Annotated in this window: 23 protein-coding genes; 17 read left to right on the forward strand and 6 right to left on the reverse strand. The window is 71.3% G+C overall.

What is annotated here, in order from left to right; genetic code table 11:
- Positions 1 to 352 precede the first annotated feature (352 nt).
- From NON19_RS27815 to NON19_RS27840, 6 genes are all read left to right on the forward strand, one after another.
- Positions 353 to 652: a MoaD/ThiS family protein gene (locus NON19_RS27815; protein ID WP_255931871.1), complete on the forward strand. Its 300-nt coding sequence runs from the start codon at positions 353 to 355 to the stop codon at positions 650 to 652.
- Between the two features lie 8 nt (positions 653 to 660).
- On the forward strand, positions 661 to 1599 hold the full coding sequence (locus NON19_RS27820; RefSeq protein ID WP_255931872.1) for a hypothetical protein: 939 nt from the start codon (positions 661 to 663) through the stop codon (positions 1597 to 1599).
- Between the two features lie 205 nt (positions 1600 to 1804).
- Positions 1805 to 2518 carry an LmeA family phospholipid-binding protein gene (locus tag NON19_RS27825; RefSeq protein ID WP_308213749.1) on the forward strand — a complete coding sequence of 238 codons (714 nt, stop codon included), beginning with the start codon at positions 1805 to 1807 and terminating at the stop codon, positions 2516 to 2518.
- A 540-nt stretch (positions 2519 to 3058) separates the two neighbouring features.
- On the forward strand, positions 3059 to 3895 hold the full coding sequence (locus NON19_RS27830) for a sulfurtransferase (protein WP_255931874.1): 837 nt from the start codon (positions 3059 to 3061) through the stop codon (positions 3893 to 3895).
- Between the two features lie 24 nt (positions 3896 to 3919).
- Complete coding sequence (locus NON19_RS27835) at positions 3920 to 4207, forward strand: DUF1416 domain-containing protein (protein WP_255931875.1); 288 nt, start codon at positions 3920 to 3922, stop codon at positions 4205 to 4207.
- A gap of 112 nt (positions 4208 to 4319) precedes the next feature.
- Entirely contained in the window at positions 4320 to 4625 is a 306-nt protein-coding gene (locus NON19_RS27840) for a DUF3099 domain-containing protein (RefSeq protein ID WP_255931876.1), read from the forward strand.
- Positions 4626 to 4719: 94 nt separating this feature from the next.
- On the opposite strand, the gene NON19_RS27845 is transcribed toward NON19_RS27840, so the two are convergent.
- The gene (locus tag NON19_RS27845; RefSeq protein ID WP_255931877.1) at positions 4720 to 5082 is read right to left on the reverse strand and encodes a DsrE family protein; all 363 of its coding nucleotides are present in this window, start codon (positions 5080 to 5082) and stop codon (positions 4720 to 4722) included.
- A 245-nt stretch (positions 5083 to 5327) separates the two neighbouring features.
- On the opposite strand from NON19_RS27845, the gene NON19_RS27850 reads away from it, so the two are divergent.
- The 3 genes from NON19_RS27850 to ygfZ all read left to right on the forward strand — a co-directional run bounded on the left by NON19_RS27850 (position 5328) and on the right by ygfZ (position 7451).
- Positions 5328 to 5891 carry a heme-binding beta-barrel domain-containing protein gene (locus tag NON19_RS27850; protein ID WP_255931878.1) on the forward strand — a complete coding sequence of 188 codons (564 nt, stop codon included), beginning with the start codon at positions 5328 to 5330 and terminating at the stop codon, positions 5889 to 5891.
- Positions 5892 to 5968: 77 nt separating this feature from the next.
- Positions 5969 to 6421, forward strand: a complete 453-nt coding sequence (locus NON19_RS27855; protein ID WP_255931879.1) for a Fur family transcriptional regulator — start codon at positions 5969 to 5971, stop codon at positions 6419 to 6421.
- Positions 6422 to 6431: 10 nt separating this feature from the next.
- The gene (gene ygfZ, locus NON19_RS27860; protein WP_255931880.1) at positions 6432 to 7451 is read left to right on the forward strand and encodes a CAF17-like 4Fe-4S cluster assembly/insertion protein YgfZ; all 1020 of its coding nucleotides are present in this window, start codon (positions 6432 to 6434) and stop codon (positions 7449 to 7451) included.
- Positions 7452 to 7528: 77 nt separating this feature from the next.
- Here ygfZ and dtd read toward each other — a convergent pair whose 3' ends face one another.
- Positions 7529 to 7954: a D-aminoacyl-tRNA deacylase gene (gene dtd, locus NON19_RS27865; RefSeq protein ID WP_255931881.1), complete on the reverse strand. Its 426-nt coding sequence runs from the start codon at positions 7952 to 7954 to the stop codon at positions 7529 to 7531.
- A gap of 229 nt (positions 7955 to 8183) precedes the next feature.
- Here dtd and NON19_RS27870 point away from each other — a divergent pair, with 229 nt between their 5' ends.
- The 3 genes from NON19_RS27870 to NON19_RS27880 all read left to right on the forward strand — a co-directional run bounded on the left by NON19_RS27870 (position 8184) and on the right by NON19_RS27880 (position 11316).
- On the forward strand, positions 8184 to 8921 hold the full coding sequence (locus NON19_RS27870; RefSeq protein WP_308213751.1) for an RsiG family protein: 738 nt from the start codon (positions 8184 to 8186) through the stop codon (positions 8919 to 8921).
- Between the two features lie 68 nt (positions 8922 to 8989).
- A complete protein-coding gene (locus NON19_RS27875) occupies positions 8990 to 9949 on the forward strand; it encodes an asparaginase (RefSeq protein WP_255931882.1) in 960 nt (319 codons plus the stop codon).
- A gap of 119 nt (positions 9950 to 10068) precedes the next feature.
- Positions 10069 to 11316, forward strand: a complete 1248-nt coding sequence (locus tag NON19_RS27880; protein ID WP_255931883.1) for a GNAT family N-acetyltransferase — start codon at positions 10069 to 10071, stop codon at positions 11314 to 11316.
- Positions 11317 to 11333: 17 nt separating this feature from the next.
- Here the strand turns inward: NON19_RS27880 and NON19_RS27885 are convergent, their stop codons facing one another.
- Entirely contained in the window at positions 11334 to 11753 is a 420-nt protein-coding gene (locus tag NON19_RS27885; RefSeq protein ID WP_255931884.1) for a GNAT family N-acetyltransferase, read from the reverse strand.
- A 415-nt stretch (positions 11754 to 12168) separates the two neighbouring features.
- On the opposite strand from NON19_RS27885, the gene NON19_RS27890 reads away from it, so the two are divergent.
- The gene (locus NON19_RS27890) at positions 12169 to 13209 is read left to right on the forward strand and encodes an aspartate-semialdehyde dehydrogenase (protein WP_255931885.1); all 1041 of its coding nucleotides are present in this window, start codon (positions 12169 to 12171) and stop codon (positions 13207 to 13209) included.
- Between the two features lie 40 nt (positions 13210 to 13249).
- Here the strand turns inward: NON19_RS27890 and NON19_RS27895 are convergent, their stop codons facing one another.
- A complete protein-coding gene (locus NON19_RS27895) occupies positions 13250 to 13939 on the reverse strand; it encodes an alpha/beta fold hydrolase (RefSeq protein WP_255931886.1) in 690 nt (229 codons plus the stop codon).
- Positions 13940 to 14068: 129 nt separating this feature from the next.
- On the opposite strand from NON19_RS27895, the gene NON19_RS27900 reads away from it, so the two are divergent.
- Positions 14069 to 14731 (forward strand): class I SAM-dependent DNA methyltransferase, encoded by a 663-nt coding sequence (locus NON19_RS27900; protein WP_255931887.1) that lies wholly within the window; start codon positions 14069 to 14071, stop codon positions 14729 to 14731.
- 47 nt (positions 14732 to 14778) lie between these two features.
- Here NON19_RS27900 and NON19_RS27905 read toward each other — a convergent pair whose 3' ends face one another.
- On the reverse strand, positions 14779 to 15657 hold the full coding sequence (locus NON19_RS27905; RefSeq protein ID WP_255931888.1) for a GNAT family N-acetyltransferase: 879 nt from the start codon (positions 15655 to 15657) through the stop codon (positions 14779 to 14781).
- 108 nt (positions 15658 to 15765) lie between these two features.
- On the opposite strand from NON19_RS27905, the gene NON19_RS27910 reads away from it, so the two are divergent.
- The 3 genes from NON19_RS27910 to NON19_RS27920 all read left to right on the forward strand — a co-directional run bounded on the left by NON19_RS27910 (position 15766) and on the right by NON19_RS27920 (position 17379).
- On the forward strand, positions 15766 to 16329 hold the full coding sequence (locus NON19_RS27910) for a helix-turn-helix domain-containing protein (RefSeq protein ID WP_255931889.1): 564 nt from the start codon (positions 15766 to 15768) through the stop codon (positions 16327 to 16329).
- A 57-nt stretch (positions 16330 to 16386) separates the two neighbouring features.
- Entirely contained in the window at positions 16387 to 16929 is a 543-nt protein-coding gene (locus tag NON19_RS27915; RefSeq protein ID WP_255931890.1) for a hypothetical protein, read from the forward strand.
- A gap of 117 nt (positions 16930 to 17046) precedes the next feature.
- On the forward strand, positions 17047 to 17379 hold the full coding sequence (locus tag NON19_RS27920) for a DUF2516 family protein (protein ID WP_255931891.1): 333 nt from the start codon (positions 17047 to 17049) through the stop codon (positions 17377 to 17379).
- 39 nt (positions 17380 to 17418) lie between these two features.
- Here the strand turns inward: NON19_RS27920 and NON19_RS27925 are convergent, their stop codons facing one another.
- Positions 17419 to 18747, reverse strand: a complete 1329-nt coding sequence (locus NON19_RS27925) for a PP2C family protein-serine/threonine phosphatase (RefSeq protein ID WP_255931892.1) — start codon at positions 18745 to 18747, stop codon at positions 17419 to 17421.
- Between the last annotated feature and the right edge of the window lie 493 nt (positions 18748 to 19240).

Consider the following 19240-nt stretch of genomic DNA (forward strand, 5'->3'; position numbering starts at 1 on the left):
CACCCGCCCACCCAATCGCCGTTCGGCCTTTGCTTTTCCGGGGCGCACCGTCGTGCGGGTTCTGTGTGCGGTGCGCTGCGGGGCTTCTCACCCACCCAGACCCGCCCCCACCGTGCGCAGCGGTGCTCAAAGGCCCGTCGGTGATCGGGTGAGCGTGCCCCAACCCACGTACCCGCAGCGCAGCCGCGAACCGGGACACCCCCACCGTGCGCGGCGGCGCGCAAAGGCGCGGCGGCAAGCGGGTGGCCGGGTGGCGGAAGCCGCAACCGCGAGCGCGGGCGAAACCGGATGACGGGCCAATTACCCTGAACCGCGAAACAGCCGAACCCCACGTCCCCGCCGAGGAGCCGCCATGGGCGTCGCCCCGAACCACGCGGGCGCGCAAGCCGCGCCCGCGACCGGCACGATCCGCTACTGGGCCGCCGCCAAGGCCGCCGCCGGCACCCCGGAGGAGCCGTACGAGGCGGCCACCCTCGCCGAGGCGCTGCGCGCCGCGGGCGAACTGCACAAGGACCAGCCCGAGTTCGCCCGGGTCCTGGCCAGGTCCTCGTTCCTCGTCGACGGAACACCGGTCGGCACCCGTGACCACGCCACGATCCGACTTGCCGACGGCGGCACTGTCGAGGTCCTCCCGCCGTTCGCGGGAGGATGAGCGACACGATGACGACACCACAGTGGAACGGCCAGTACGACCCGGCGTACGACTACTACGCCCCGGAGCGGACGGCGGCGGACCACCCGCAGCCGCAGCCTCAGCCGTACGGCTACGACGCGTACCAGCCCCAGGCCCAGCCCCACCCCCAGCCTGAACCCCAGTACGCGCCCGCGCCGGAACCGGCTTCGGCGCCCGTGCGCACCGGCTCCCCGATCATCCCGCCCGGCATCCAGCCCGCGCTGCTGACCGCCGTGCTGGCCGCGCTCACCGCCGCGGGCGCGGCGCTGGGCAGCGCGGCGCTGGCCGTACCGGCCGTGTTGCTGCAGGCCGTGACGGCCGCCGGATGGTTCCGGCTGAACGGCATGTGGCCCGCCCGGCAGGGCATCGCGCTGGCATTCCTGGCGGGCGTGGCGGCCGACGCCGGACTGCTGTGGGCGCCCGCCGACCAGGCTCCGGCGGTGATCCTCGGCACCCTCGGGGTGTGGGTCCTGCTGATCCTGGTCCAGCAGATGCGCCACCGGGGCAGTGCCGAGGAGCGGCTGGCCAGCCTCACCGCGACCGCCGCGTCGACCGCGCTGACCGTGCTGGCCGCCGGGTATCTGGCGGTCGACGGCAAGGTGGGCGGCCATCCGGTGGTGGTGGGCGCGGTGGCGGTCGCGGTGGCCACGGTGGCCCGGGCGCTGCCGCTGCCCTCGGTGGCCTCGGTGGCCGTCGCCCTGCTCGCGGCGGCGGGCAGCGGGGTGGCCACCGACCGGCTGACCGGGATGGGCACCACGTCCGCGGTACTGGTCGCGGTGGCGGCCGGGGTCTGCGCGCTGATCGGGCTGCGGGTGGCCAGCTATGACTTCCCGTCCCGCTTCGTGCACTTCACCGCGGGCGTCGCGCTGCCGCTGACCGCCGCGGCTCCGGTGGTCTACGCGCTCGGACGCGCGCTGGGCTCCTAGGCGGCCCCCGCACGCCGGGCCGGGGCGGTCCCCGGGGAACCGCCCGCACGCTCCGGACGTAGTGACCTATGACGTCAGGCCCCCGGTGGCCAGCCCTGATCAGGCGGACAGGTCCGCCAGGTAGGGTCGCGGCGCCGAGCAACCACGCCTGGAGACACCGGGGAGTGGGGGAAGAGGAGAGATGCGCGGGCGCGGGATACGCATATTGCTGATACTCGTCGTGGTGCTCGGCGGCCTGTTCGTGGCCGCCGACCGCGTGGCGCTCTCGTACGCCCAGTCCAAGGCGGCCGAGAAGATACAGCGGTCGCAGGGGCTCGCGGACAAGCCCGATGTGTCGATCAAGGGCTTCCCGTTCCTGACCCAGGTCATGGACAAGAAGCTGGACGAGGTGACGGTGACCTTCACCGGACTGCAGACCACCTCCGACTCCGGTTCACTGCGGGTCGCCGAGCTCACCGCCGACGGGCACGGAGTACACCTCGGCGGCGACCTGATGAGCGGCCAGGTCAACAGCGCGGTCGCCGACACCGCCACCGGCACCGCGCTCATCTCGTACGCGGACCTTTCCAAGACCGCGTCGAACGGCATCACCGTCTCGTACGGCGGCCAGGACTCGAACGGCAAGGGGCGGCTGAAGGTCACCGGCAGCGTTGAGCTGCCGCTGGTGGGCACCCAGCAGGTCAGCGTGATGAGCCACGTGGTCATCAAGAACGGCGACGCGGTGCAGTTGCACGCCGACGGCATGCCGTCGATCATGGGCATCTCGCTGCCGGTCAGCGCGGAGCAACTGGTGCGCCAGCAGACGGACTTCGGCGGTCAGTTGTCCGGACTGCCCAAGGGGATCAAGCTGGACAGCGCCGAGGCGACTCCGGACGGACTGCGGGTGTCGCTGTCCGGTACGAACGTCAAGCTGGGCTGACCAAGCGCTCCGCTGGAAGTGCCGCGATGGTGCCGTCGGTCGGCTGCGGCACAGTCGTGGCTGGTCGCGGCCACGCGGCGGAGCCGCACATGAACACAGCCCCGCGGCCCTTCAGGGCGCTACCGAACCGCAGCGGGCCTGTGGTCCGATAGTTGAGACGAGTCGTCCGAACCTCAGTCGCAGGGCGGCTCCCGAGCCTCCACCGTCGGCCGGAACCGGCCATCGGGGCCGAAAGTATTCCGCCATCCGGACGATCTCGTCTCGAATGGCGACACGCCGGTGACACCCGCTCCACGCTTCCCTACGATCGGGGCCATGAAGCGACAGGCGGATCTCACGAAGCGGCGGGCAGTCGACCTGTGCCGCGTCGCCGCCATGCTCTGTCGCACCCGCTGAAGGGCGCCCCGCCCCGAGGCCTCCCCGCCCGGCGTAGCCGCCCTTCTTCCCGTACCGCACCCCGCGCCCTCGCGCGCCGTAGCGCCCGCGTACGGGGGCACACCAAGCAAACGCCCCGCCGCAACTGCCCCGGAGGAGAACAGCATGAGCCGCAGCGACGTCCTCGTCGACGCCGAGTGGGTCGAGAGCCATCTCGACGACCCCAAGGTCGTCATCGTCGAGGTTGACGAGGACACCTCGGCGTACGAGAAGAACCACATCAAGAACGCCGTCCGGATCGACTGGAAGCAGGACCTCCAGGACCCGGTGCGCCGCGACTTCGTGGACCAGGCGGGCTTCGAGAAGCTCCTGTCGGAGCGGGGCATCGCCAACGACGACACCGTCGTGCTCTACGGCGGCAACAACAACTGGTTCGCGGCGTACGCCTACTGGTACTTCAAGCTCTACGGCCACCAGGACGTCCGTCTGCTGGACGGCGGCCGCAAGAAGTGGGAACTGGACTCCCGCGACCTGGTCGTGGAGGTGCCGACCCGGCCGCGCACCGAGTACAAGGCCAAGCCGCAGGACCAGTCGATCCGTGCCTTCCGCGACGACGTGGTCAAGGCGATCGGCCAGCTCAACCTGGTCGACGTGCGCTCCCCCGACGAGTTCAGCGGCAAGCTGCTCGCCCCCGCGCACCTGCCGCAGGAGCAGTCGCAGCGCCCCGGACACGTTCCCACCGCGCGCAACATCCCGTGGTCGAAGTCGGCCAACGACGACGGCACCTTCAAGTCCGACAAGGAGCTGAAGGAGCTGTACGAGGGCGCGGGCGTGGACCTGGGCAAGGACACCATCGCCTACTGCCGGATCGGCGAGCGCTCCGCGCACACCTGGTTCGTACTGCACGAGCTGCTGGGCCAGCAGAACGTCAAGAACTACGACGGCTCCTGGACCGAGTACGGCTCGCTGGTGGGCGTGCCGATCGAGCTCGGCGCCAACTGACCCCCTAGGTAAGGAAGTTCATACATGTGTGGAGCCAAGGCAGGCGGCCCGGACGCGTCGACCGTCAAGGCCGGTGAGACCACGATTCAGGGCTCGGTGACCCGCGGCGGTCAGCCCGTCACCGGATACGTACGGCTGCTGGACAGCACCGGCGAGTTCACCGCCGAGGTGCCGACCTCGGCGACCGGGCAGTTCCGCTTCTACGCCGCGGAGGGCACCTGGACCGTGCGCGCGCTGGTGCCGGGCGCGCAGGCGGACCGCACCGTGGTCGCCCAGCGGGGCGGTCTGGCGGAGGTCGCCATCGCCCTCTGAGGGAACTCAGCGAGGGCACTACGGCCGGAGGGCCGCACCCTGGGGTTGGACGCCTGGCGGGGTGCGGCCCTCCGCGCTGTCTGCCGACGCCGTCCGGACGTACGGTGGAGGTATGTACGCGCGGCGTAGGCGCTGGTACTTCGCCATGATGGCGACCTGCATCGGGCTGTTCGTCCTGGCCTGGGGTGTCGTGCGGCTGTGGTCCGTCCCGGCGGCCGTCGCCATGTGCGTGGTGGCGATGGTCATCCCGCCGCTCGCGGCGATCGTGGCGAACCGGCGCGGCCCGGACGACGGATGGTGGGACGTGCCCGACGACAGCTGGCTGCGGGACGAGCCGAAGGACGACGCCTGGCGGGAGGGCGAGAAGTCCGCCAAGGAGCGCCTCGACCGGCTGGACCGGGGCGACTCCGGCCAGTAGCCGGACGCCGTCAGCGGCCCGCCACGGCCGCAACTGGATGCCGTCAGTAGACGAGCGCCGCCAGTAGCCGGACGCCGCCATTAGCCGGACGCCGTCAGTAGACGAGGGCCTGGACGCCGTCCGCCATGGTCTCCTGCACGAAGACCTGGGCCCCGGCGATGCGCACGCCGTCGATCACGTCGGACTCGGTGATGTCGCGCCGGGCCGCGCACTGGGTGCACAGCGTGATCCGGCCGCCCGCCATGATGCCGTCGATCAGGTCCGGCAGCGGTGCCGCGTGCGGCAGCTCGAACTCGGCCGCCCGGCCCGGCAGCGCGAACCAGGAGGACTCGCCGGTCAGCCAGAGCGAGACCTCGACGCCGCTGGCCGCGGCCACCGCCGCCACCGTGAACGCCTGCGAGCACCGTTCGGGCGCGTCGGCGCCCGCCGTCACCTTGATCACCAACCGCTTGGTCACGCAGCTCACCCTACGCCGCCGCACCACCCGTCCGCCGCGCCGACTAGACTCGACCCGGTCGTCTAAGAGTCAGCAGCCTGCCCGAGGAGCGCCAACCGTGCTTGAGGCCTTTTTCGAAGCCCTTCTCGCCCTGGTCGTTGTGGCCGTCATCGCCTTCGCGGGCCTGTCCGTGAAGAAGCTGTTCCAGGGCCAGCGCTGACCCCGCGTACCTGACCGACACCTCACAGATCGCCTGAGCCCCACCCATGATCGAGATCCCGTCCGACCTCCACCCGGAGCTCGTCCCGCTCGCCTTCCTGCTCGGCAACTGGCAGGGCGCGGGAGTGTGTGACTTCCCCGGCGCCGAGAAGTGCAACTTCGGCCAGGAGGTCACGTTCTCCCACGACGGCCGTCCGTTCCTGGAGTACACCTCGCGCACCTGGGTGCTGGACTCCGAGGGCAACAAGGTCCGTCCGCTGGAGAGCGAGAGCGGCTACTGGCGGGTCGGCGCCGACCGCAAGGTCGAGATCGTGATGTCCCGCGACGAGGGCGTCGTCGAGGTCTGGTACGGCGAGTTGGCCGACAAGAAGCCGCAGATCGACCTGGTGACCGACGCGGTGGCCCGACTGGGTTCGGCCAGCGCGTACTCCGGCGGCAAGCGGCTGTACGGGTACGTCAAGGGCGACCTGATGTGGGTGGGCGAGAAGTCGACCCCTGAGGTGCCGCTGCGTCCGTACATGTCGGCGCACCTGAAGAAGGTCGTGGACCCGCGCGAGTGGGCCAAGGACCTGAAGGACCTGCCGGACGACGGCATCGCGTTCTTCAAGTAGTCCTCCGAAAGTAGTCCTCGGACCGCAGGTGGTCCTCGGCCCGCGTTTCCTCCCCGGGTTTCCCTAGAATCGGTGGCGTGGTGAGCACCGACTGGAAGAAGGACCTGCGCGAGCGCGGTTACCGCCTGACGCCGCAGCGCCAGCTTGTTCTGGAGGCTGTCGACCACCTGGAACACGCCACCCCGGACGACATCCTGTCGGAGGTCCGGCGCACCGCCAGCGGCGTCAACATCTCCACCGTCTACCGGACGCTGGAGCTGCTGGAGGAGCTGGGCCTGGTCAGCCACGCCCACCTCGGGCACGGCTCGCCGACGTACCACCTCGCCGACCGGCACCACCACATGCACCTGGTCTGCCGGGACTGCGACAAGGTCATCGAGGCGGACGTCTCGGTGGCCGCGCCGCTCATCAGCGAGTTGCACCGGGTGTTCGGCTTCGACACCGACATGAAGCACTTCGCGATCTTCGGGCGCTGCGCGAACTGCTCCCGCGCCGCCGCGGACCCCGAGGCGGTCTCCAGCGGGTCGTAGGCTGGTGCGCATGACGAAGAGTCCCCTGCTCTCGCTGCCCGGCGCGGTTCCCGCTCAGGCGCCGGACGAGGGTGTCGCCGCCCACTACGGAGACCTGTTCCGCGAGCAGCGCGCCCTCGCCGCCGGGACCGGTTTCGTTGACCTCTCGCACCGCGGTGTCATCACCGTCAGCGGTGCGGACCGGCTGAGCTGGCTGCACCTGCTGATCACCCAGCACGTCAGCGAACTGCCGCCGGGGCAGGCGGTCGAGGCGCTGGTCCTCTCCGCGCACGGCCACATCGAGCACGCGCTGTACCTGGTGGACGACGGTACGACGACCTGGATCCACGTCGAGCCGGGCACCCAGGGCGAGTTGCTCGCCTACCTGGACAGCATGAAGTTCTTCTACCAGGTGGAGACCGCGGACCGCACTGACGACTACGCCGTCGTGCATCTGCCTGCCGGTTCCATCACCGAGGTGCCGGAGGGCTGGGCCGTACGGGAGGTGGCGTACGGCCGCGATGTCTTCGTGCCACGCGGTGAGTTGGAGTCCTTTGCCCGCCCGTCGCCCACCACCACCCTTGCAAGGAAGCGCTCCGCGCCTTTCTTTGAGCAAGTGGGTCCGGCGATCGGCGTGCTGGCGCTGGAGGCGCTGCGGATCGAGGCGCACCGGCCGCGGCTCGGCATGGAGACCGACCACCGCACGATTCCGCACGAGGTGGGCTGGCTGGAGACCGCGGTCCACCTGAACAAGGGCTGCTACCGCGGGCAGGAGACGGTGGCCCGGGTGCACAACCTCGGCCGTCCGCCGCGGCGTCTGGTGTTCCTGCACCTGGACGGCAGCGAGGTCAAACTCCCCGCCCATGGCGCCCCGGTCCGGCTTGCCGAAGACGGCCTGGAAGGCCGCCAGTTGGGCTTCGTCACCTCGTCGGCCCGGCACCATGAACTCGGCCCGATCGCCCTGGCGTTGGTCAAACGCAACGTCCCCGCGGACGCGGTACTGCTCGCGGACACGGTCCCGGGCACTCAGGAAGTAGTGGTCGAGCCGTAGTTACGTAAGGTGCGTAAAGGGTGAGGGGTGGGAAAACCCACCCTTCACCCCACCCCCAGCCCAAGACCGACCGCGGGCTAGACCTCCAACAGCACCGTGAACGGCCCATCGTTGGTCAACGAGACCCGCATGGCAGCGCCGAACCGTCCGGTCTCCACATGCGCCCCCAACGCGCGCAGTTGGGCCACCACTTCATCCACCAGTGGCTCCGCCACAGGCCCCGGCGCCGCCGCGTTCCAGGTCGGCCGACGCCCCTTGCGGGCGTCCCCGTAGAGCGTGAACTGGCTGACGACGAGAAGCGGCGCCCCGAGGTCGGAACACGACCGCTCCTCGGGCAGCACGCGCAGCGTCCACAGCTTGCGGGCGAGTTGGGCGGCCTTCTGCGGGGTGTCGTCATGGGTCACCCCGACCAGGACGCACAGTCCGGGCCCGGTGATCTTGCCGACGGTCTCACCCTCGACACAGACGGCTGCTTCGGTCACTCGCTGGACTACGGCACGCATGGCCCCATTGTGGCGCGCGACATGGGGTGCCACTCTCAGGGGTGAATTCGTCATCTCAACGCCCGGGGGCGTATGCCTGCCAGGAGGCGGGTCTGCCAAGGTCGTCGGGGCCGTTCGGGTGCACCGGCGCTGCGAGTTGTCAGTGTGCGGTGGCACGATCTGATCCGGGGCGATGCCAGGGCGCACCGCCCAATGGAGGGGACGTACCCGACGGAGGGGGCGTATGCGCATATCAACCAGCGATACCGGACAGACTTCCGGCATCGCACCCACAGCCGTCACACCCGACACCGACCGCCCCACCCGCGCCAGTACTGCCCGTACCGCCGGTCCCACCCGTAACGAGGAAGCCCGCATGCTGCAGGCCGACACCGTCAGCTCCCGCGCTCCGCGCCAGGACGCCCCCCGCTCGCCGGAGGAGAACCCCTCGGAGGCCGCCATGCCCCCACTGGCCAGCTACCGCCTCCCCGAGCTGCGGACGCTGCGCCGCGACGCCCAGCAGGAGGAGGCCGACCTGTCGTACCTGCGGCGGCTGCTCCAGGGCCGGATCGACATCCTGCGGGCCGAGCTGGGGCGGCGGACCGCGCCCGGCGAGGCCAGGGACCCGAAGGACCCCAAGCCGGGCCGCACCCTCCTGGTGCGTCCGCTGCTCGACCGGCTGCCGGAGATCCTGGCCGACGGGCCGTCCCGGGGGCGCTCCGCCCGGCACGTGACGTTGGGCACCCCGCACAGCGAGGAGTACCGGCGGCTGGCCGAGGAGATGCTCGCCGATGTCGAGCTGTCCGACCTGGCCGCCCGCACCGACCAGGAGCTGAACGCCGCGATGGCCACGCTGGTCGGGCGCGAGCAGCAGGTGTCCCGTCGGCGCAGGCAGCTACAGGCGACGGTGGACGGTTGCAGTGCCGAGATCGCCCGCAGGTACCGTGAGGGCGAAGCACGAGTAGACGACCTGCTCGCTGGCGGTTAGACCGCGTTCGGGAGATTCCCGACCGGCCCGCTGGCGGGAGCGGGCCGTCCCACCCCGGAAGGCCGACGATGACGTCCCGTACCCCCACTGAGCTGCCCGTTCTCGCCGAGGTCATACGCTCCGGCTTCGTCGAGGGACATCATCGCGGCTCGCTGGTGCTGCTGGACGCCGAGGGCGCGGTGGACGTCGCGCTGGGCGAGGTGACCGCGCCGGTCTTCCCGCGCTCGGCGAACAAGCCGATGCAGGCGGAGGCGATGCTGCGGGCCGGGCTCGACCTGGACGGCGAGCTGCTGGCGCTGGCCGCCGCCAGCCACTCCGGAGAAACGTTCCACCTCGACGGCGTACGGAAGATCCTGGCCAGCGCCGACCTGGACGAGGGCGCCCTACAGACCCCGCCCGACCTGCCGCTCGACCCGACCGAGGCGGAGCACTGGCTGCGGGGCGGCGGCACCCGGGACCCCCTGCTGATGAACTGCTCGGGCAAGCACGCCGCGATGCTCGCCGTCTGCGTCCGCAACGGCTGGCCGCTGGAGAGCTATCTGGACCTGTCCCACCCGCTGCAGCAGATGGTCCTGGAGGTGGTCCGGGACGCGAGCGGCGAGAGCGTCGAGCACATCGGCATCGACGGCTGCGGCGCGCCGCTGATGGCGCTGAGCCTGACCGGCCTGGCCCGCGCCTTCCGCTCCTACGTGCTGGCCGAGCCCGGCACCCCCCGGCGCCAGGTCGCCGACGCGATGCGCGCCCACCCGCAGTACGTGGCGGGCACCCGGCGGCCCGACACCTGGCTGATGCGCGAGCTTCCGGGGACGCTGTCCAAGATGGGCGCGGAGGCGGTGCAGGCGGTGGCGCTGGCCGACGGCCGGGCGCTCGCCTTCAAGATCGACGATGGCGCGGGGCGCGCCCTCGGTCCGGTACTCGCCCGCGCCCTGCGGATGTTGGGCGTTGACGCGCCGGTGGTGGACCGCATCGGGGACGCTCCGCTGATGGGCGGCCCGGAGAAGGTCGGCGAGATCCGCGCGGCGTTCTGAGACGGGGCTCCTGGACCTGAGGCGGGGCTCCTGGGCCTGAGGCGGGCTCCCTGGCGGGGCCGATCGCGGCTCCTGTTAATCGCGTGCGTCTGGCCGCCGGGGCGGTTTAGCCTGCGGGGATGAGCGGTGCGATCGAGGTCCGGTACATCGAGGAGTCCGACTACGCCGACTGGGTGCTGGCGCTGCGCAAGGGCTTTCTGCGCCCGCCGCTGGCCACGGAACAGGACGCCACCGAGATCCCGGCCATCCTGGAGGTCGAACCGGCCCGCACCCAGGGGGCGTTCGACGACGGGCGGTGCGTGGCGACCTTCCGTACGATGCCGCGCGAGCTGACCGTGCCCGGCGGCGGCACGGTACCGGCGGACGCGGTCACCAACGTCTCGGTGACCGCGACCCACCGGCGGCGCGGACTGCTCAGCCGGATGATGGCGAACGGCCTTGTGGCGGCCAAGGAACGCGGCGACGCGGTCTCCATCCTGATCGCCGCCGAGTACCCGATATACGGCCGCTTCGGCTACGGTCCGGCCACCTGGGTCACCGAGTGGGCGGTGGAGATCTCCCGGGCCCGCCTCGGCCGCCTCGAACTGCCCGACGGCGCCCGCATCGACCTCGTCGACGGCGCCGAGGTCCGCAAGGTCGGCCCCGAACTCCACGAGAGGGTAAGGCGGTTGACGCCCGGCGCGATCAACAGAACCGACGGCTTCTGGAAGCAGTACACCGGCGAGGCGCCGCTGCCCTGGCACGACTGGACCGAGCCGTTCCATGCGGTGTACCGGAACGCCGCCGGTCAGGTGGACGGGCTGCTCACCTACTCCATCGCCGACATGTGGGACGCCAAGCTGCCCCAGTGCACGCTGACCGTACGGAAGCTGATCGCGACCAGCCCGGAGGCGGAGGGCGTGCTGTGGCGGTACGCGATGTCCGTCGACTGGGTGGCCAGGCTCCAATCCGGACTCCGCGCCCCCGACGACCTGCTGCCGCTGCTCCTGGGCGACCCGCGAGCCGCGAGGGTCGCCTCACACTCGGACTTCATGTGGCTGCGGGTGCTCGACGTACCGGCCGCGCTTCAGGCCCGCGGTTACCTGGGCACCGGCGAACTGGTCCTGCGGGTGCGGGACGCGGACGGCTACGCCGACGGCCGCTGGCGGCTGACCGCCTCCCCCGAGGGCGCCGAGGTCAGCGCCACCACCGCCGAGCCCGATCTCACCTTGGGCGCAGGGGAGTTGGGCGCCCTGTACCTGGGCGACGAGTCGGCGGTACGGCTGGCCGCCCTCGGCCGGGTGGCGGAGCACCGCCCGGGCGCCGCCGCCCGTGCCGACGCGCTGCTGCGCACCCCGCGCCGACCCTGGTGCCCGGACATCTTCTGACCCGGGCGGCCGGGGAGTCAGTCCTTGGTGAGGACCATCCAGCGCTGCGGGTCGTCCAGCGGACGGAACCCGGCCTTCTGGTAGACGCCGTGGGCGTCCTCGGTCGCCAGCATGATGCGCCGCAGGCCGTAGGGCATCAGATGGTCGCGTACCGCCTCCACCAAGGCGGTGCCCAGGCCGTGGCCGCGGGCCGGGCGGTCGACGTAGACATCGCAGAGCCAGGCGAAGGTGGCGTGGTCGGTGACCACCCGGGCGTACGCCATCTGAACGCCGGAATCCACCTGGTAGGCACCGAAGTTCAGGGACCCGGCGATGGCACGTTCCTGCGCCTCGCGACTGCGGCCTATCGCCCAGTACGCGTCGGTGCTCAGCCAGCGGTGCACCCGGGCGATGTCCAGCCGGGCCGGGTCGGTGGAGATGTCGTACACGGCTTCCATGCCGGGCAGGCTGGCAGGCCGACCACCCCCGCGTCGAGGGGATTTCCCGGCGGCCCACGCCACCGCGTCCACCGAGCTGACCGGTGCGCGGCCAATGTGCCTGGCCAGGGCAACGGTTAAGTGTTGCTTTGTCGTTCCCCGTAGATCAATTAACTGGACCTCAAGTGTCAGGTGGGTCAGGCTCCCGTCATGGAAAACAGCAGCGCGCTCAGGCGCTCCGCTGGGAGTGCGGCGATATGCCGTCGATCGTCTGCGGCACCATAGTGGCTGGTCGCGCCCACGCGGCGGAGCCGCACATGGACACAGCCCCGCGCTCCTTCCGGGCGCTGTCGGACCGCAGTGGACTTGGCCTGACCTGTTTAACCTCAGGCGCGCGGGAACCATCGAGTACGCCCACCGGTGAAAGGTGAATCGGATGAAGGTCGGAATCGTCGGCGCGACCGGTCAGGTCGGCGGCGTCATGCGCCAGGTCCTGGCGCAACGCGCTGCCGAGGGCCTGGGGCTGCCCGTGAGTGAGCTGCGGCTGTTCGCCTCGGCGCGCTCGGCGGGCCGCACGCTGCCGTGGGAGGGCGGCGAGGTGGTCGTGGAGGACGCCGACACCGCTGACTACCGCGGGCTGGATATCGTGCTGTTCTCCGCCGGGAAGACCGCCTCGCTGGCGCTCGCGCCCCGCGTGGCGGAGGCCGGGGCCGTGGTGGTCGACAACTCCTCGGCCTGGCGGCTCGACCCCCAGGTTCCGCTGGTGGTCTCCGAGGTCAACCCGCATGCCGTGGCCGACCGCCCCAGGGGCATCATCGCCAACCCCAACTGCACGACCATGGCCGCGATGCCGGTACTGCGCCCGCTGCACGAGGAGGCCGGACTGGTCTCCATGGTGGTGGCCACCTACCAGGCGGTGTCCGGTAGCGGTCTGAGCGGTGTCGCCGAACTCGCCGACCAGGCAGCGGCGGCGGGGGAGCGGGCCCGTGAACTCACCTTCGACGGCGGCGCGGTGAAGTTCCCCGAGCCCGGGGTCTACGCCCGGCCCATCGCGTTCAACGTGCTGCCGTTCGCCGGATCCCTGCTGGACGACGGCTCTGGTGAGACGGACGAGGAGCGCAAGCTGCGCAACGAGAGCCGCAAGATCCTTCAGATCCCGGACCTGAAGGTCTCCGGAACCTGCGTCCGCGTCCCGGTCTTCACCGGCCACTCGCTGCAGATCAACGCCCGGTTCGCCCGCGAGATCACCCCGCACCGCGCCTGCGAACTGCTGGGCGGCGCGCCGGGCGTGGCCCTGTCCGACATCCCCACCCCGCTGGAGGCCGCAGGCCAGGACCCCACGTTCGTCGGCCGGATCCGTGCCGACGAGACGGTGGACCACGGACTGGCGCTGTTCTGCTCCAGCGACAACCTGCGCAAGGGTGCGGCACTCAACGCGGTGCAGATCGCCGAACTGGTGGCCGCGGAACTGCGCTGAGAGTCCGGCGAGTTGGGCGGTCGACCGCTGGACGCCTGGTTCAGCGCCGACCGCCCGGCAGGAACCCGAGGACCGCCGCCGTGAAGTCCTCCGGGCGTTCGGCGTGCACCAGATGTCCGCACGGGATGGTCAGCAGTCTGCCGTCCGGAATCAGCCGGGCCATCTGGGCGAGCTGGTCCTGGGGTAGGTGGCTGCGCGATCCGCCCGCGATCACCAGGGTCGGCGCGGTGATCGCGGCGAGGCCGGTGCGCCACCGCTGGGGTGGATCGGCGAGCTCGGCGTGCACCGCGGCCACCACGTCCCAGTCGAAGTCCAGCTCCCCGTCCGGCCGTTCGGCCTCCTTGTGCTCTCGCGGATGGGGCGCGGGGACCTCCTCCAGAACCATCCGTTCCACCCGCTGCGGGTGCGCTTGGGCGAACAGATGGGCCACCACCCCGCCCATCGAGTGCCCGACCAGCGTCACCCGCTCCAGCCGCAGCGCGTTCAACAGCCCGGACACGTCGTCGCGCATCAGCTCGAACGAGTACCTGCCGGGCCAGTCGCTGCGTCCGTGTCCGCGCAGGTCCGGTACGTAGACTCGCCAGCGTCGCGCGAACTCCTCCGCGATCGCGTTCCAGTCCTTGCTGGTTTCGCCCAGTGCGTGCAACAGCACCATGGGCGGCCCGTCGGGATCCCCCAACGCCCGGCAGGCCAACCGGACTTCACCGGTGTTGATCAGCCGCAGCTCCATCCTGTGAAGCTACCCTGCGGGCGCCCGGCCAGCCATACCGCGAGAAGCGGTGACGCCGTGTCAGCCGTCACCGGTGGTGAGGCGGCCCGCCCCGGTGTCGAACGTTTCCGCGCAGTAGGGTGCTTGGCCGTGACCGAACCAGACTTCCTGCGCGACACCCGTGCGTCCTATGACACCATCGCCACCGAATACGCCGAGCGCTTCGGTGACGAACTCGCGGCCAAGCCGCTGGAGCGGGCGATGCTCGCCGGGTTCGCCGAACTGGTACGGGCCGCCGGTCTCGGGCCGGTCGCGGACGTCGGCTGCGGCACCGGTCGCGTCACGGCCCACCTGCACGGCCTGGGGGTGTCCGTCTTCGGCATCGACCTGTCGCCGGGGATGGTCGAGGTGGCCCGGCGGACGCATCCCGGGCTGCGGTTCGAAGTGGGTTCGATGCTTGACCTGGACCTGCCGGACGGCTCGCTGGGCGGCCTGATGGCCTGGTACTCGACCATCCACATACCCGAGGAGCGACTGCCGGAGGTCTTCGCCGAGTTCCACCGGGTGCTGGCGCCGGGCGGCCATGTGCTGCTCGGGTTCCAGGTGGGCGACGAGCCGCTGCACCTGTCGGAGGCGTTCGGAGAGCCCGTCTCGCTGGACTTCCGCCGCCGCCAGCCGGACCACGTCGCCGAACTGCTGGCCCAGGCCGGGCTGGCCCCGCGCGCCAGCCTGCGGCGCGAGCGCGACGAGGAGGGCGAGTTCCCGGAACGCACCCCGCAGGCCTTCGTCCTGGCCCGTAAGCCGGTGAGGTGAGCGGTGGATCCAGCGGAAGAGGGCGTCGGCGGAACACACCGTAGTTCTCAGCCGACTTCCGGCGCGGCGCACGAGAAGTCGTAGACGGCGAAGTCGGTGACCGGAAGGTATCCGATTCGCTGGTAGAGGCTGTTGCTGGTGGGGTTGGTCGCGTCCGCGAACAGCACCACCCGCGTCGCGCCCGCGGCCAGTGCGGCGCGGCTGACCTCCACCGTCACCGCGCCCGCGTAGCCGCGCCCGCGTAGCTGGGCCGGGGTGTAGACGGGGTCCACCCGGATCTGGCCAGCGACCATCGAGGTCACGCCCGCCATGGAGACCGGAGTGCCGTCGGGGGTCTCCCACAACGTATAGCGCTTGTCGGCGAAGCGCGTGCCAGCCCAGGAGCTGGCGTCCATGGAGACGGCCTCCCCGACGGCACTGGCGAACTCGCCGCACCAGAGCATGAGTTGCTCACGGTCCCGCTCGCCCGCGAGGCGGCCCCGGCCCGCTGGGAGCGGCCGCGGCGGGACGAGTGTGCCGAGCCGGTACAGGCGCAGCCGCTCGCGGAGTGCCGGTAGCGCCCCGGTGTGCCGCTGCCAGGCCGCGATGAAGGCGGTGGCGGTGCTGTGGTCCGCGCTGACGCCGGTGACGCGGTGGCCGAGGGCGGCCAGGTGGGCGGCGAGGGCGTCGGCGTGCTCGGGGGCGAGGGGGGTTGGGTTCAGGCGGCCGTGCGGGGTGCGGTAGAAGGTGGCGCGGACCTCGCCGGCTCGCTCCAGGCGGCCGAAGACGTGTGCTGGGCCACCGTCTGGGTCCGCGCCGCGGGTTCGCAGTCTTTCGGTCACCGTCAGCGGCATGGTGTGCAGGGCGGGGCGCGAGCGCAGGAAGTCTCCGGCTCGGGCGAGGAAGTCGTCGACGTCTTCGGTGAGCTGCCAGTCATCCGGGCGCATGCTTCATGGTTCCCGATGGGGTGGGCGGGCGTCCGTCACACGGCTGAAACGACACTGTTGCAAGCGCACTGCTTGCAAAAGTTAGCGCTGGTGTGGCACGGTCGTGGCATGGCGTCGCTGAATGTCGGGAACCTCGGTGAGTATCTGCGCGAGCAACGGCGCAGTGCCCAGTTGTCGTTGCGGCAACTGGCCGAGGCCGCCGGGGTGTCGAACCCGTACCTCAGTCAGATCGAGCGCGGGCTGCGCAAGCCGAGCGCCGACATCCTCCAGCAGATCGCCAAGGCGCTGCGGATCTCCGCCGAGACGCTGTACGTGCAGGCCGGGATCCTCGACGAGCGCGACCAGAACGGCATCGAGGTGCGCACCGCGATCCTGACCGACCCGACGATCAACGAGAAGCAGAAGCAGGTGCTGCTGCAGATCTACGAGTCGTTCCGCAAGGAGAACGGTGTCGCGGACGGCCCGGCGGCCGGCCCCGCCGAGGCCAGGAAGGCGTCGGCCGCGCGGGCCGCCAAGAAGGCCGCCGCGAAGAACGCGGCGGCCAAGGTCGCCGACGCCGTGGCGGAGACGGTCGCCGCGCGGACGCGTGCGCTGAAGCCCGTACCCGCGAAGGAAAAGCCGCACAATCAGGACAAGCCCGGCGGCGATGACAGCATCGCCGCCGGAGCCTGATCGGCGCCCACGAATCGAACACCACGAACACGCCACCAACCCGTACGGAGGATCCTCATGGTGACCACCGAGAACGTCCGCAAGGCACTGACCGACCTGACCCCTCTCTACGCCGTGGCGGGCGCAGTTGACCTCGCCGCAGAGAAACTGCGCGAAGTGCCGCCGCTGCTGGAGAAGTTGGGCGACGAGGCACCGGAGCGGATCAACAAGGTGCGCGCCACGGACCCCAAGGCCGTGCAGGAGCGGGTGGCGCGGCAGGCCAAGGAGGTCCAGGCCAAGCTCACCGAGCGGCTCGGCGCGGTCGAGCTGGACCTGAAGAGGCTCTCGGACACCGCGCAGGACTTCGCGCTGCGCCAGGTGGGCCGGGCGGCCGAGACCGCGGTCAAGGCGGGGGAGACCTACAACGAGCTGGTCGACCGGGGCCGCGGCGCGGTCAGGACCTGGCGCGGCGAGGCCGCCGAGCAGACCGAGGAACTGGCCGTGGCCATCGAGCCGGAGCCGGAGCACAAGCCGGAGACCGAGGAGCGGCCCGCGGCCCGCAAGCCCGCCGCCAAGAAGACCACGCCGCGCAAGACCACGCAGGGCAAGCCGGGTGAGTGACGCCCAGTGGTGACAAGGGTGTGACAACGGGTCGGGCACGTACCCGATGCCCGGCCCGTTGTACGGGTACCGTGGCGGCGAAGGGGACCGTCGGCGGACGACAAGGCGGTGGACGGAATGCTGATCCAAGGGTTCAACACGATCTTCAGCTGGGTCTCGACCGGCCTCCTGGTGTTCACCGTCGTCGCGTTCATCAACGCGGCGATCCACCGGGAGGACGCGTACCGGGCTGCGGGCAAGAACACCAAGCCGTTCTGGCTGATCATCCTCGGCCTCGCGGCCGTGGTGATGGGGCTGTTCCCCATCCTGTCGATCCTGCCGCTGATCGGGCTGGTGGCCACGATCGTTTACACGGTCGACGTACGCCCGGCGCTCAAGGAGGTGTCGGGGCGCGGCCCCGGCAGGCGCGGCAGCAGCAGCGACGGGCCGTACGGGCCGTTCCGCCGCTGAGCCCTGGCCCGCTTGGAGCGCCGGGTTCCGCGTTGACCGTCAGCCGCGGTCGAGCAGCACCACCGCGACGTCGTCCGTGAGTTCACCGCCGTTGAGTTCCCTGACCTCGTCCATCGCCGAGTCCAGCAGCGCCTCACCGCGCAGTCCGGTGCGCAGATGGCGGTCGACCAGTTCCCGCATGCCGTCGCTGCCGAGCCGTGCGGTGCCTTCTCCGATCCGCCCCTCGATCAGCCCGTCGGTGTAGAGCATCAGGCTCCACGCCCCGCCCAGCTCCACCGTGAGCCGGTTCCATTCCGCCTGCTCCAGCAGCCCGAGCGCCGGGCCGCCGTGCTCGTACGGCAGCAGCTCGACCGGTCGGCCGCTGCGGGCCAGCAGCGGAGACGGATGACCGGCCAGGCACAGCCCGGCCCGCTGGCCGTCCGGCGCGATGTCGACGGTGCACAGCGTGGCGAACGTCTCGTCGTCCGGGCGCTCGTGCTCCAGCACCCGCTGCAGGGTTCCCAGCAACTCGTCGCCGCTCAGCCCGGCCAGGGTCAGCGCGCGCCAGGCGATGCGCAGTTCGACACCGAGCGCCGCCTCGTCCGGACCGTGCCCGCACACGTCGCCGATCATCGCGTGCACGGTCCCGTCCGCGGTGCGCACCACGTCGTAGAAGTCCCCGCCGAGCAGCGCACGGCTGCGGCCGGGCCGGTAGCGCGCGGCGAACCGCAGGTCGTCAGCGCCGTCCAGCAGCGGGGTCGGCAGCAGCCCGCGTTCCAGCCGGGCGTTCTCCTGGGTCAGCAGCCGGGTCTCGGTCAGCTGCCGCTGGGCGACGTCGGCCCGCTTGCGCTCCACGGCGTACCGCATCGCCCGGTTGAGCAGGGACGCGTCGAACTCGTCGCGGAACAGGTAGTCCTGCGCACCGACGCGCACGGCCTCGGCGGCCAGCTCGGCGTCATCCTCACCGGCCGCCAGCGCGAGCACGGCGGTGGTGGGGGCCATCCGCAGCACCTCGCGCAGCGCGGTCAGGCCACCAGCCTTGGGGTGGCCGGGGACCAACTCGATGTCCAGGTCGAGCAGGATGCAGCTCACGTCGTCGGTGAGCAGCCGCGCGGCCTCGGTGAGGTTGCGGGCGCGGCGGATGCGGACCGGGTGCCCGGCGGCGTCCAGCAGGTCGGCCGCGGCCAGGCTGCCGGTGGGGTCGTCACCGACGACGAGCAGGGTGAACGGCTGCTGCGCCCGCACCGGCGCGCCCGGCCGCTCCACGGGTACCGGCTCTGACACCCGCTGGCGCGGGAGCATGGTGGCCGTTCCCGTGGGACGCTGGTCGGGCGTCCAGTCGGGGCGCTGGTCTGGCTGCCGGTCGGTGGATCGGCCGGTGGCGGACATGCGTGCTTCCTTCCCTCCCCCGAGGGTGTGGCGGACGCTGTGGGGGCGGCGCCGCCGTCCCAGGTCCAGACCATGTGGGGTGGGCCGGTCGCTGGGCACTGCCAGGGACCATAGCGGCAGCGCAGGCCCCACGGGGAGGGCGTACGGGTGATTGGCCGGTGGCATATCCAAAGGTGGGAAGCGGATTTCGGGCGCCACCGGGGGAATCCGGGCATGAGATAGATCACGCGCCAGCGGGGTGTGTTGCCGCGTGTGTTGGGGATGTGGGGCGGGCGGAGGGGCGGACCGTGGGGCGCTGTGACCTCTGTGGCTGAAGATGCTGGCGGTGCCTGTGTGTTGGATGTGGGGCGCTCCGCCGAGGCAGGTGTGGCGGCAGGTTGGGCGCACGGTCGGGCGGCGGGGCGCGGTCGGGCGGCGGGGCGCGGGCGAGTTTGACGGTGGGCGCGCTGCTGCCCGGGCGGGGACCTGTGGGCAAGCCGTGGGGGACCAAACG

This window comes from Streptantibioticus rubrisoli (assembly GCF_024436055.1).
GTDB classification, from domain to species: Bacteria; Actinomycetota; Actinomycetes; order Streptomycetales; family Streptomycetaceae; genus Streptantibioticus_A; species Streptantibioticus_A rubrisoli.

What these genes read in the sequence shown, in the direction of transcription:
- NON19_RS27875 (WP_255931882.1), top strand. Translation starts at nt 8,990, where the DNA reads ATGACGTCCCGTACCCCCACTGAGCTGCCCGTTCTCGCCGAGGTCATA.
- NON19_RS27910 (WP_255931889.1), top strand. Translation starts at nt 15,766, where the DNA reads ATGGCGTCGCTGAATGTCGGGAACCTCGGTGAGTATCTGCGCGAGCAA.
- NON19_RS27850 (WP_255931878.1), top strand. Translation starts at nt 5,328, where the DNA reads ATGATCGAGATCCCGTCCGACCTCCACCCGGAGCTCGTCCCGCTCGCC.
- NON19_RS27885 (WP_255931884.1), bottom strand. Translation starts at nt 11,753, where the DNA reads ATGGAAGCCGTGTACGACATCTCCACCGACCCGGCCCGGCTGGACATC.
- NON19_RS27880 (WP_255931883.1), top strand. Translation starts at nt 10,069, where the DNA reads ATGAGCGGTGCGATCGAGGTCCGGTACATCGAGGAGTCCGACTACGCC.
- dtd (WP_255931881.1), bottom strand. Translation starts at nt 7,954, where the DNA reads ATGCGTGCCGTAGTCCAGCGAGTGACCGAAGCAGCCGTCTGTGTCGAG.
- NON19_RS27840 (WP_255931876.1), top strand. Translation starts at nt 4,320, where the DNA reads ATGTACGCGCGGCGTAGGCGCTGGTACTTCGCCATGATGGCGACCTGC.
- NON19_RS27815 (WP_255931871.1), top strand. Translation starts at nt 353, where the DNA reads ATGGGCGTCGCCCCGAACCACGCGGGCGCGCAAGCCGCGCCCGCGACC.
- NON19_RS27915 (WP_255931890.1), top strand. Translation starts at nt 16,387, where the DNA reads ATGGTGACCACCGAGAACGTCCGCAAGGCACTGACCGACCTGACCCCT.
- NON19_RS27895 (WP_255931886.1), bottom strand. Translation starts at nt 13,939, where the DNA reads ATGGAGCTGCGGCTGATCAACACCGGTGAAGTCCGGTTGGCCTGCCGG.
- NON19_RS27820 (WP_255931872.1), top strand. Translation starts at nt 661, where the DNA reads ATGACGACACCACAGTGGAACGGCCAGTACGACCCGGCGTACGACTAC.
- NON19_RS27830 (WP_255931874.1), top strand. Translation starts at nt 3,059, where the DNA reads ATGAGCCGCAGCGACGTCCTCGTCGACGCCGAGTGGGTCGAGAGCCAT.
- NON19_RS27925 (WP_255931892.1), bottom strand. Translation starts at nt 18,747, where the DNA reads ATGTCCGCCACCGGCCGATCCACCGACCGGCAGCCAGACCAGCGCCCC.
- NON19_RS27905 (WP_255931888.1), bottom strand. Translation starts at nt 15,657, where the DNA reads ATGCGCCCGGATGACTGGCAGCTCACCGAAGACGTCGACGACTTCCTC.
- ygfZ (WP_255931880.1), top strand. Translation starts at nt 6,432, where the DNA reads ATGACGAAGAGTCCCCTGCTCTCGCTGCCCGGCGCGGTTCCCGCTCAG.
- NON19_RS27890 (WP_255931885.1), top strand. Translation starts at nt 12,169, where the DNA reads ATGAAGGTCGGAATCGTCGGCGCGACCGGTCAGGTCGGCGGCGTCATG.
- NON19_RS27920 (WP_255931891.1), top strand. Translation starts at nt 17,047, where the DNA reads ATGCTGATCCAAGGGTTCAACACGATCTTCAGCTGGGTCTCGACCGGC.
- NON19_RS27835 (WP_255931875.1), top strand. Translation starts at nt 3,920, where the DNA reads ATGTGTGGAGCCAAGGCAGGCGGCCCGGACGCGTCGACCGTCAAGGCC.